At 65.0% G+C, this 10,838-nt stretch carries 12 protein-coding genes; 3 read left to right on the top strand and 9 right to left on the bottom strand.

The genetic code is table 11. The annotated features are described in order from the left end of the window. The 3 genes from AC5RWX_RS25325 to AC5RWX_RS25315 form a co-directional block, all read right to left on the bottom strand. Positions 1-483: thiolase family protein (locus AC5RWX_RS25325; RefSeq protein ID WP_494099043.1), on the bottom strand; the 483-nt coding region annotated here is incomplete at its 3' end. Positions 484-618: 135 nt separating this feature from the next. Beyond that, on the bottom strand, positions 619-1,296 hold the full coding sequence (locus tag AC5RWX_RS25320; protein ID WP_494099042.1) for a pentapeptide repeat-containing protein: 678 nt from the start codon (positions 1,294-1,296) through the stop codon (positions 619-621). Further along, entirely contained in the window at positions 1,296-1,757 is a 462-nt protein-coding gene (locus AC5RWX_RS25315) for an SRPBCC family protein (RefSeq protein ID WP_494099041.1), read from the bottom strand. Before AC5RWX_RS25315 ends, AC5RWX_RS25320 begins: the two co-directional genes overlap by 1 nt. A 139-nt stretch (positions 1,758-1,896) precedes the next feature. On the opposite strand from AC5RWX_RS25315, the gene AC5RWX_RS25310 reads away from it, so the two are divergent. After that, the gene (locus AC5RWX_RS25310) at positions 1,897-2,073 is read left to right on the top strand and encodes a CsbD family protein (RefSeq protein WP_494099040.1); all 177 of its coding nucleotides are present in this window, start codon (positions 1,897-1,899) and stop codon (positions 2,071-2,073) included. A 111-nt stretch (positions 2,074-2,184) separates the two neighbouring features. Here the strand turns inward: AC5RWX_RS25310 and AC5RWX_RS25305 are convergent, their stop codons facing one another. From AC5RWX_RS25305 to AC5RWX_RS25280, 6 genes are all read right to left on the bottom strand, one after another. After that, complete coding sequence (locus AC5RWX_RS25305) at positions 2,185-3,255, bottom strand: DNA polymerase IV (RefSeq protein ID WP_494099039.1); 1,071 nt, start codon at positions 3,253-3,255, stop codon at positions 2,185-2,187. Between the two features lie 170 nt (positions 3,256-3,425). Beyond that, positions 3,426-4,886, bottom strand: coding sequence for an amino acid permease (locus tag AC5RWX_RS25300; protein ID WP_494099038.1), 1,461 nt, complete (start codon positions 4,884-4,886; stop codon positions 3,426-3,428). A gap of 237 nt (positions 4,887-5,123) precedes the next feature. Beyond that, positions 5,124-6,836: an ABC-F family ATP-binding cassette domain-containing protein gene (locus AC5RWX_RS25295; protein WP_494099037.1), complete on the bottom strand. Its 1,713-nt coding sequence runs from the start codon at positions 6,834-6,836 to the stop codon at positions 5,124-5,126. 158 nt (positions 6,837-6,994) lie between these two features. Continuing rightward, positions 6,995-7,864: a metal ABC transporter permease gene (locus AC5RWX_RS25290; RefSeq protein WP_494099036.1), complete on the bottom strand. Its 870-nt coding sequence runs from the start codon at positions 7,862-7,864 to the stop codon at positions 6,995-6,997. Next, positions 7,864-8,685, bottom strand: a complete 822-nt coding sequence (locus AC5RWX_RS25285; protein WP_494099035.1) for a metal ABC transporter ATP-binding protein — start codon at positions 8,683-8,685, stop codon at positions 7,864-7,866. The genes AC5RWX_RS25290 and AC5RWX_RS25285 overlap by 1 nt, the downstream gene beginning before the upstream one ends. Then, the gene (locus tag AC5RWX_RS25280) at positions 8,682-9,668 is read right to left on the bottom strand and encodes a metal ABC transporter substrate-binding protein (protein ID WP_494099034.1); all 987 of its coding nucleotides are present in this window, start codon (positions 9,666-9,668) and stop codon (positions 8,682-8,684) included. Before AC5RWX_RS25280 ends, AC5RWX_RS25285 begins: the two co-directional genes overlap by 4 nt. 74 nt (positions 9,669-9,742) lie before the next feature. On the opposite strand from AC5RWX_RS25280, the gene AC5RWX_RS25275 reads away from it, so the two are divergent. Further along, the gene (locus AC5RWX_RS25275; protein WP_494099033.1) at positions 9,743-10,504 is read left to right on the top strand and encodes a CPBP family intramembrane glutamic endopeptidase; all 762 of its coding nucleotides are present in this window, start codon (positions 9,743-9,745) and stop codon (positions 10,502-10,504) included. A 103-nt stretch (positions 10,505-10,607) separates the two neighbouring features. Beyond that, a partial coding sequence (locus tag AC5RWX_RS25270; RefSeq protein ID WP_494099032.1) for a VOC family protein occupies positions 10,608-10,838 on the top strand: 231 nt, incomplete at its 3' end.

The raw sequence follows: 10,838 nt of genomic DNA, 5'->3' as shown, positions 1-10,838 counted from the left end.
ACCTTTGTGGAACCGTGGATTGGTGAAGCGCCAGCCGATGGAGGTGTCGAAAATCTGGCCGGGCTTGGCGAACGCGGCGGTAGGCTTTTCCTGCACCCAGGGCGCGCGGCTCATGGATTCCACGCCACCGGCAATAACGATGTCGGCTGCGCCGGCCTTGATCATGTGGCTCGCCTGGATGATGGCGCTGAGGCCGGAGGAGCAGAGCCGGTTGACGGTGATGCCGGGGATGTGGAGGGGCAGCCCGGCAAGCAGGGTGGCCATCCGGGCGACGTTCCGGTTTTCCTCCCCGGCGCCGTTGGCATTGCCCAGGATCACCTCGTCGATGCTGTCCGGATCCAGCCCGGCCCGGTTTACCGCCTCCCGGACTACCAGGGCTGCCAGGTCATCGGGGCGAATGGACGAAAGCGCCCCGCCGTATTTGCCCACCGGCGTTCGGACCCCGCCTACAAGGAAAGCCTGCGGACCTGCGGTTGCAGTCATGGAAACACCCTTCACGCGATAAACGGCACTGTTATCGGCGGCAGGCAGACAGGACTTCCCCACTTACCGACCGTTCGTTCTGTAAATAGTACACGGGAGGGTCTTGTATGGGTACCGGCGCTTCCCTCGAAGCTTCTAGAGGACCGTAACCCCCAGATGCGCAGCCAGCAGGGGCGCCAGGAGGCCCAACTGGTATTCGTCCACGACTACGCCTGCCATGCTGCCGAGCCCGCTGATGCTGCGGAATTCGGTGCTGCGGAGATCGAAGTCCTTCAGTTTGGCCCCGCTGAGATCAAGGGAGCCGATAGTGCAGTTCTTGAGCGCCACACGGGTCCCCGTCGCCGAACCCAGGTCGAGTTCGTTGATGATGCAGTCACTGATAAGCAAGTCGGCGATTCTGGCGCTGCGCAGGTTGAGGAAGTCCAGCTTGCCGCCTTCGATGCGGACTGACTGCCAGCCGCTCTCGTACAGCTCAGCGGAGCCAAGCCGCGGATTCCGCAACTCGACGTCCCGCCACGTTGACCGGGCCGCCCGGAACACCGGCGCGTACAGCTCGCCCAGGATGCAGTCCCGGAACGAGGACCCGCGGAGCTGCGTGTCATTGAAGGACACCCCCTGGAACTCACATTCCGCGAAGTCTGTGCCGCTCAGTTCGAAACCGTCAGCCTTGGCACGGCTGTACCGGCCGCCGTCGTACCTTTCACCGCGGCGGAAATCCGACCCCGGTTGGTCCGTCAGGTTCTCCAGCCGGACCGGAGTGAGCCTGGGCGCAGTAACATTCGGAGTACGGGCTTTGGAAGGATGCGCGGCCACTACGGAAGCGTTTCTGCTTTGGCTGCAATCTCAGCCAAGTCCTTCGTCAGGGCCTTGCGGGTGGCGGCCATGCCCATCCTCCCGAACAGCAGCATCATGAGCCGGCTCGCTACCGTTGGCCTGATGACCTCGGCACCGAAGGTGAGGGTAAGCTCTGTGCTGCCGTCACGCGGGGAAAGGTCAAACCGCGTGGTGTAAACCGCGCCGCCCTGTACGGCCTTGACCGTGGTGCTGCGGTCCCGCTCGGTCTCCGCCACCCACAACTCCACTGTTTCGGATTTGCCCAGCATCTTCCGGGTCTCCTTCCAGCGCGTTCCCTCCCCATACGGGCCGTCGGTAAGGAGCTGCACGGAATCGACTCCGGACAGCATTGCCGCAGAGCCAGGGATGTCCGTAATGACAGACCAGACCTTCTCCGGTGACGCCTGGATGTGCTGGGTAAGGCTGGTGGTGGGCTCCATGTTTCGAGCCTAGCTGCGGGTCCGGACAAGCAACAGACACCTCTCCCGGGAGGAAAGACCCTGCTGGAAATAGTAAGCAAGCTTCGTGTTAGTGTGAAAATGCACTGTTTGATCAACGGAAACGAAAGGAGCCACCACCATGGGCCTCGGAGACAAGATCAGTAACGCAGCAGAAGACTTCGGCGGCAAGGCCAAGGAAGCCACGGGCAATGCCACCGACAATGACCGCCTCAAGGCTGAAGGCCAGTCCGACCAGGTCAAGGCTGACGCCAAGAAAGTCGGCGAAAGCGTCAAGGACGAGTTCAAGCGCAACTAGCCTATTCCTGCGGCAGTCCGGCTGGACCAGGCGGGCTGTAACAGAGTGAAACGGCGGCGGATCACAAGGAATCCGCCGCCGTTCTGTTTGCCTTCAACGGCCCGGGTCCCGTCACCATCCGCTGCGGGTGGGGGTATGCCCCCGCCGGGAATCTTCGGGCATCGGCATTTCGGCGCGCAGCCCGAGGAGCCGGATGGGGCGGTCCGGCTCGATCTTTGCCACAAGATCGAGCGCGCGCGCGAGCACCTCCGCGGGTTCGGCTGTCTCGGGAATCTTCCGGGCGTATGTCTTGGTGAAAAACGGGGCGTAACGGACCTTCAGCGTCAGCCCGATCACCGGCCGCCCCTCGGCCGCGACATCCTCCAGGACGCGCGCCACCAGCTCCTTGACGGCGTCGTGGACCTGCCCGGTTTCCGTCAGATCGCGCTGGAAGGTGGTTTCCCGGCTATGTCCGCGTGCCACCCAGGGCGTGTCGTCAACGATGCGCGCGCCGTCGCCACGTCCCAGCTGGGCATACCAGGGCCCCATTTTCGGGCCGAACTCAGGGACCAGGTCATCAGGGTTGGACGCTGCCAGGTCGGCAACCGTCTCCACGCCGAGCGTGGCAAGCCGGCGCGACACTTTCGTTCCCACGCCCCACAGCTCGATGGTCGGCCGGCTCCCCATCACCTCGAGCCAATTGTCTTCCGTAAGCCGGAAGACGCCGGCCGGCTTGCCGAACGATGTCGCTACCTTGGCCCGGACCAGGGTGTCGCCGACACCCACGCTGCAGTGCAGCCGGGTCTCCTCAAGGACGGCGTGCTGCAGTTGCCGGGCGTAGGCATCAGGATCGTCAGTCTGCACACCAATAAACGCTTCATCCCAGCCGAGTACCTGGACCGTGGCCCCCGGCTGCGCGCGCAGCACCGACATGACCTGTCCGGACGCGGCAAGGTAGGCCTCCTGGTCAACGGGCAGGATGACGGCGTCAGGCACCTTCCGGGCGGCGATGCGCAACGGCATTCCCGAGCCGACACCGAACTTCCTCGCTTCGTAGGACGCCGTGGACACCACCGCCCGCTCGGTCGGATCACCACGGCCGCCAATGATCACCGCCTTGCCCGCAAGCTCGGGCCGGCGGAGCACTTCTACGGCCGCAATGAACTGGTCAAGGTCAACATGCAGCACCCAGGGTTCGCCCACAAGCCCAGTCTGCCCCCGTCGAGCGCCGGGCACCACAGTTGCCCACCACGGGAAACTGGGCGACTGACCAATTGCATGCGAAGGACCCCTTTCCGCCGCTAGCCAGGAAACGACGACGGCGGGATCCCCTCCCAGGGAATCCCGCCGTCGTTTACTGCTTGGGTGAACTGTCAGCTGTACAGCGCGTTCTTCGGTTCGTTCTGCTTGACCTTCTGCCAGCCCAGCCACAGGACCACCGCGAAGAACGGGATGGTGGCCAGGGTCCAGAGGCCCAGGTAGAACACCTCTCCGGTCTTGCTGGTCATCGTGTCAAAGCCGATGAGGACAGTGATCGCCAGCAGTCCGATCAGGCCGGCCCAGCTGGTCCACGGCGAACCGGGCATCGGCAGCGTGGACGTGACGCCCTTCCTGTGGCGCAGCGCGATCTGGCTGGCGAAGATGGCGCCCCACGTGAAGATGACGCCGATGGACGCGGTGTTCAGCGCCAGGTCGAACGCGTGGGAGCCGCCGAGCCAGATGTTCAGCAGGATGCCCACCAGGTAGAAGGCCGCGATGGCGAGGATGGCCGCGTAGGGGACGTGCCGCTTGGACATCCGGGTGAGCCACTGCGGGGCGTGGCCGTTGTTGGCCATGGTGCGGAACACGCGGCCGATCGAGTACAGGCCGGAGTTGCAGGAAGACAGTGCCGCAGTAATAACGATCATGTTCATCACGTCGCCCACCCAGGCAAGGCCCATCTGGCCGAACACGGTGACGAACGGGGACGTACCCGCCACGTACTGGTCGGACGGCAGCAGCATGGCCAGCAGGGTGACGGAACCGACGTAGAACACCACAATGCGGAGTACGACGGCGCGGATCGCCTTGGGCACTTCGCGTTCCGGGTTCTGCATCTCGCCGGCGGTGATGCCCACGAGTTCAATGCCGTTGTAGGCGAAGATCACAGCGTTGAGGACCAGGACCATCACCAGGGCGCCCTTGGGGAACATGCCGCCTTCTGCGGCGAACAGATTCGCTACGGAGGCGTTGCCGTCACCCACCTGGGCGTTCGTAACCACCATGAAGGTGCCCACGGCCAGGAATATGAGGATGGCACCGACCTTGAGGCAGGAGGCCCAGAACTCGAACTCGCCGAACGCCTTGACGCTCAGCAGGTTGACCGCCACCAGGAGCGCCAGTGCGGCGATGGCCGAGGCTTCCACGGGGACGTTGGGGAAGAAGAACTGGAAGTAGAGGCCGATGGCGATCAGTTCGGCGATGCCGGTCATGCCCCAGTTGATGAAGTACATCCAGCCCGAGAGGAACGCGCCCTTCTTGCCGAACATTTCACCCGCGTAGCTCACGAACGAGCCGGAGGTCTGGCGGTACATGATGAGCTCGCCCAGGGCCCGCATCAGCAGGTAGGCGATAACGCCGGCGATGGCGTAGGAGAAGATGAGGGCCGGGCCCGTGGAGGCCAGGCGTCCGCCGGCGCCCATGAACAGGCCGACGCCGATGGCGCCGCCCATGGCGATCATGGTGACGTGGCGCCGGCCCAGGGTCTTGCTGTAACCCTCGGCGCTGAGGGTGGGGTCGACGGCGGTGGATGGTGCCGTGTGGTTCTGCAGATCTGTGGGGGTACTTTGAGGCACAACGATTCCTTGTGGGTTGGGGGTTGGCCGCATCCGGAGCACGCATGACGCCCGCTCACAAATTCGGTGGTATGCCCTGTTGGGCAACCGAATGTGACCGGAATCGCTCGTGGCGCCGAAGCTTCGCGCGGCTCGTCTATCTTACAAGACGCACGGGGGTGCTACGTGACGCGCGCTACACAGGCCCGTCCCAGGCCCGGGCACCTGGTCCGCCGCGGCTGTGGTGCCGCAGCAGCGTCAGGCCGGCGCCAGCACGCCCTTGTCCATGGAGTAACGGATCCAGCGCCCGGTGACGGCGTTCCCGCCTGTGTTCCCGCTTGAGTTCCCGCTGGTTTTCCCGCCGTTGGCGGCAGCACGCTGGCACCTGGCAAACCACTCCCGAAGGGCCCGGTCATGGCTGACCATCACCAGGGTGCCGGTGAAGGTTGCGAGTGCGGCCTCAAGCTGTTCCACCAGTACCGGTGCCAGGTGGTTGGTGGGTTCGTCCACAATCAGCGTGCTGTAGCCGCCCAGAAGCAGGCGGGCGAGCGCGAGCCGCCGCTGCTGTCCCGCGGACAAGCTGCCAACGGGAACATGGAACTCGCTGGTGCGGAACAGGCCCAACCGCAGGAGGGCTTCGGCATGCTCATCGACGTTCCCGCCCAGCCCTGCGGTGAAGGCCGGCAGCAGCCGTAGTGAAGGCCGCTGCGGCAACTCCAGTTCCTGCTGCAGGTAGCCCACACGTTCCGGCCGGGTCACCCTTCCCTCGCCGGGCACCAAAGTTCCCGCCAGCACGGAGAGCAATGTGGACTTGCCGGCGCCGTTCGGCCCTGTGATGAGGACCTTCTGGCCGAGAACGGCCTGGAAGTCCGTGGCCTGAAGCCGGCCGGGGACGCTGACCCCTTGGACGGCCAGCAGGGCGTCCGCATCTCCCCCGGCCACGGATGGCGCAGCCTGTAAAGATTCCGGAGCGGACAGCCTCAGGGGCACTGGCGGCTGCTCCACCGGGCTGGCCTCCAGCCGCCGCAGCCGCTCCTGCGCGTTCCGGACCTGGCTGCTGGCGGCTTTCTGCCACGTGCCGGCCTTGAAATCGAAGCCCATCTTATCGCCGTCGCGCTTGCGGCCGTACCCCATGGTCCCGGCAACCGTTTCTGCCTGCCGCCTTTCGGCCTCCATGGCGTGCAGCCAGCCGTGGTACTCCTGGATCCAGCGCTGGCGTTCGGCGGCCTTCTCGCGAAGGTAGCCGTCGTAGCCATTGCCGTAGCGGGTGACGGCACGGCGCTCGGCATCCACTTCGAGGACATTGGCTGCCACTTTGCGCAGCAGCATGCGGTCATGGGAAACCACCACCACCGTGCCCCGGTGGGTTGCCAGCCGGTCCTCCAGCCACGCTGTGCCCCGGGCGTCCAAGTGGTTGGTAGGTTCATCGAGGAGCAGGATGTCCGCGGGGTCGGCCAGGACGCAGGCCAGCGCCACGCGTTCCTGTTCCCCGCCGGAAAGTGATGCCATGGCACGGTTGCGGTCAAGGCCCCCCAGGCCCAACCGGTCCAGCGCGGCCTCCACCCGGGATTCCGCGGCGTATCCTTCGCGCAACTGGTACTCCGTCTGCAGCCTGCCGTAGGCTTCCAGGTCGCTCTCCTCCGCGTCGGCCAGCCCGGCCTCAAGCCGGTCCATCTCCGCTTCAAGGGCCCGGAGCGATTCTAGGGACTCGTCGATGGCCCCTCCCACTGTCAAGGAGTCGGGCAGCCCATGGGCCTGGGCCAGGTAGCCCACCCGACCGTGCACGGTGGCAGTCCCTTCCTGGGGCTGTTCCAGCCCGGCCAGGATCCGCAACAGAGTGGATTTGCCGGCACCGTTCTCGCCGACCACCGCTGCGTGCTCGCCGGCAGCGATCACCAGGTTGACGCCGTCGAGCAGCAGCCGGTCGCCGTAGCCGTGGGAGACGCCCGAAAGGTTGATGTGTTCAGTCAAGGGAAGTCCTCGCAAAAGTTCCGACGTGTGGGCGCCGGAGCTGGACCGGGTTCATCCGGTGCTCGATAGCGGCCTTGGATTTTGGGGAACAGTCCGGCGCGGCCGGGCTGCCGGGTTAGGACTTCATCGCTCCAGCCTGCCTGCCCCCGGCCGCCACGTCAAGCAGTGGCGAGGGCGGCTGCTTTCCTCCGGCGGGCCTTTGCCAGCCGGGTGCCGATCAGCCCCTGCCTGGGGCTGAACAGGTAGACGACGGCGAACACCACTCCCTGGGTGAGGACCACCATGGCCCCGGAGGCGGTGTCCAGGTAGTAGCTGAGGTAGATGCCGGCGAGGGAGCACGCAGCTGAAATCACGGGGGCAATGACCAGCATGCGCGAGAAGCGGTCAGTCAGCAGGTATGCCGTGGCTCCCGGGATGATCAGCATGGCCACCACCAGGACCACGCCCACAGTCTGCAGCGCCACTACGGACGTCAATGCCAGCAGGCCCAGGAGCAGCGCGCCGAGGCGTTGGGGCGAGAGTCCGATGGCGTGGGCATGGGTGGGGTCGAAGGCGTAGAGGGTGAGGTCCCGCCGTTTGAGGATAAGGATGACAAACGCCACCACCCCCAGCACCAGGACCTGGATCAGGTCCGGGACGCTGACGCCGAGCAGGTTGCCGAAGATGATGTGGTTCAGGTCTGTCTGGCTGGGCGTCACCGAGATCAGCACCAGGCCCAGGGCGAACAGCGAGGAAAACACGATGCCGATCGCGGCGTCCTCCTTGACGCGGCTCGTGTTGCGGACCACTCCGATCAACGTCACGGCAACCAGGGCGAACACCAGCGCGCCCAGCGCAAACGGGGCGCCCACGATGTACGCCAGCACTACTCCGGGCAGTACGGCGTGGGACACGGCGTCGCCCATCAGCGACCAGCCGATCAGCACCAGCCAGCAGCTAAGCACTGCACACACAACCGCGGCCAGGGCGGTGGTGGCCAGTGCACGGACCATGAAGTCATAGCCCAAGGGTTCAAGGAGTATCTCCATCAGTGGCTCACCCGTTTGCCGTTCAGGGTCCTGGTGCCGGGAACGTCGCTGGCCGCGGCCGTGCTGCCCGGAACGTTGCCGCCAGGCAGGTCCCGCTCCAGCACGTCCAGCCCAAACGCCATCGCCAGGTTCTGGGGCTGCAGCACCACTTCCGGCGGACCGTGCATCAGTACTTTGTGCATCAGCAATACAGCCTCATCGCACAGCTGCGGCAGGGCATGCAGATCGTGCGTGGATACCAGGATGGTGCAGCCGTCCGAGGCGAGCTCCCGCAGGAGCCGGGTGATGGTTGCCTCAGACCGTTTGTCCACACCGGCAAAAGGTTCGTCCAGGAGCATGGTGGTGGCGCCCTGCGCGATGCCGCGCGCCACAAAGGCCCGTTTTTTCTGTCCGCCGGAAAGCTGGCCGATCTGGCGCCCGGCATACGGACCCAGTTCCACCCGGTCCAGCGCTTCAGCGACGGCGGCGCGATCTGCTTTGGAGGCACGGCGGGTAAAACCTTGATGGCCATAGCGGCCCATCATCACCACGTCCCGCACGGACAGCGGAAACTGCCAGTCAACATCCTCGCTCTGGGGCACGTAGCCGATGCCGCCCTCCTTTCGCGCCCTCGAAGGTGACTGACCGTTGATCCGTACCGTGCCGGCGTCGGGCCTGATCATTCCCATGATCACCTTGAACAGCGTGGACTTGCCGGAGCCGTTCATCCCCACCAGGCCGCAAATGCGGGCGGGCTCAAGGGTCAGGGTTGCTGCATCCAGCGCCCGGACCTCACCGTAATGGACGGTGACGTTCTCCACGAGGATTGTCGGGGAGGTCATGATCCTGCTCCGGCACTTGCCCCGGCGAGCGCTTTAGTGATGACTTCGGCGTCGTGCCGGATGAGGTCCAGGTAGGTGGGCACCGGTCCGTCCACCTCGGAAAGCGAGTCGACGTAGAGGGTGCCGCCGAATGTGGCCCCGGTGGCCCCCACCACCTGCTGCATGGGGGCGTCGGAAACGGTCGACTCGCAGAAGACGGCAGGGACCTTGTTGGCCTTGACGTACTCAATGGCCCGTGTGATCTGTTGCGGCGTTGCCTGTTGTTCGGCGTTGACAGCCCAGATATACACCTCCGTCAGTCCGGCGTCGCGGGCCAGGTAGGAGAAGGCGCCCTCGCAGGTGACCAGGGCACGCTGCGTTTCAGGGACACCGGCCAGGCTGGACTTCATCTGGTCCTGCACCGCTTGGAGCTCGGCCTTGTAGGCGTCCCCGTTGGCCTTGAAGGCCCCGGCGTTGTCCGGGTCCAGCTCGCTGAATGCCTTCACCATGTTGTCCACATAGATCTGCACGTTCACCGGCGACATCCAGGCATGCGGGTTGGGCTTGCCTTGGTAGGAATCTTCGCTGATGGACATCACCTGGACGCCATCGCTCACCACGGCGTGCGGGACGTCGAGACCCTCGACGAACTGCCCGAACCAGGCTTCCAGGTTCAGGCCGTTGTCCAGGATGAGGTCGGCTTTGGAGGCCTTCCGGATGTCTCCCGGGGTGGGTTCGTAGCCATGGATTTCGGCGCCGGCTTTGGTGATGGACTCAACCGTGAGCTTGTCCCCCGCCACGTTCCGCGCGACGTCGGCCAGCACTGTGAAGGTGGTCAGCACCACCGGCTTGCTGTCGCTGCCGTTTCCGGCGGCACCGCCTCCGCAGGCGGTCATCAGCAGGGAGAGTACGACGGCGGCTGCCGCGGCGGCGAGGGACGTAACGCGCCGCCGGGTGTTCGTTCGGGCGGCTACTTTGGCGCACCGAAATGCAAATTTAGGCATACCGAACATTCTAGGCGCAGCACGTTTCCCCCGGCAACGCTACGGGGGAAGCCGGGGGAAGCTAGGCTAAAACCATGGCCACCGCACACCGGATACCACCCGCACCACAGCCACAGCTTTACCGGTTTTCGCCGCTGGATTTCATCGCGGTCATCCTGTACGTGGGTCTTGCAGGCTTCTTCTCCCTGGCCGGTCCACTGCTCGCTCCTGTCCTGCGCCTGGTCGCCCCAACCCCTGCCGCTGCCTCCTACGCAATGAACCTGCTCTTTTATGCCGTGGTGGGCATACTCGCTGTCGTCGCCGCCCGCAAGGTGGTGGGCCGTGACCTGCGGGTCCTGGCCACCCGCCCGTGGTTCACGCTGCTGATGGTCCCGGCTGCCGTGATTGCGATGATGATCCTCTCCGCCATCGTAGTGGCGGCCAGCGGCAGTGTGGAGACGTCCGAGAACCAAGCAGGACTTCAGGCTTTGATGCAGCAGGTTCCGGCATGGCTGATGGTCCCGCTGCTGGTGGTGGTGGGCCCGTTCGTGGAGGAATTCATCTTCCGCCACCTGCTGATCGGCAAGCTGAGCCGGCGGGTAAACATCTGGGTCTGCTGCGTACTGTCCGTGGTCCTGTTCGCCGCCATGCACGTGGTGGGTCGCCAAGCCCTCACCCTCGCAGTCCTGCTCCCCTATCTGGCGATGGGCGCAACGCTGGTGTTCGTCTACATCTGGACCGGCAGGAACCTGATGTTCTCCTACTTTGTCCATGCAGCAAAGAACCTGCTGGCGGTGGTGTTCATCTACGCCATTCCGCCGGAGTTCTACGAACAGCTCCAGCAGGTTCCGGCCTGACGGTCATCCAGGCGCCGGCCTAGGAGCACGGTTGGCTGAGGGCACGCCCGAATGCAAGCGGCAGCACCTACCGCAGGAGCACCAGCCACCGTACCTTGGTGGGATGGGACTGAACATCCAGATTGTCATCGACTGCAGGGATCCACACCATCTGGCCGGCTGGTGGGCCGAGTCGCTCCAATGGGCGGTGGAACCCCAGGACGAGGGCTTCATCCGCTCCATGATCGAGCAGGGGTTCGCCACGGAGGACCAGACAACAGTGCACAACGGCAAGCTGGTGTGGCGGGAAGGCTGTGCGATCCGCCCGCCGGAGGAACTGGAAGCAAAAGCACCT

Source organism: Arthrobacter sp. SPT-J7, assembly GCF_059089965.1.
This window is presented reverse-complemented; position numbering and strand designations above follow the sequence as displayed.

Bases quoted from the DNA above. Each gene is read 5' to 3' on its own strand.
- AC5RWX_RS25315 (WP_494099041.1), bottom strand. From the start codon at position 1,757: ATGGAGCCCACCACCAGCCTTACCCAGCACATCCAGGCGTCACCGGAG.
- AC5RWX_RS25310 (WP_494099040.1), top strand. From the start codon at position 1,897: ATGGGCCTCGGAGACAAGATCAGTAACGCAGCAGAAGACTTCGGCGGC.
- AC5RWX_RS25290 (WP_494099036.1), bottom strand. From the start codon at position 7,864: ATGGAGATACTCCTTGAACCCTTGGGCTATGACTTCATGGTCCGTGCA.
- AC5RWX_RS25285 (WP_494099035.1), bottom strand. From the start codon at position 8,685: ATGACCTCCCCGACAATCCTCGTGGAGAACGTCACCGTCCATTACGGT.
- AC5RWX_RS25280 (WP_494099034.1), bottom strand. From the start codon at position 9,668: ATGCCTAAATTTGCATTTCGGTGCGCCAAAGTAGCCGCCCGAACGAAC.
- AC5RWX_RS25275 (WP_494099033.1), top strand. From the start codon at position 9,743: ATGGCCACCGCACACCGGATACCACCCGCACCACAGCCACAGCTTTAC.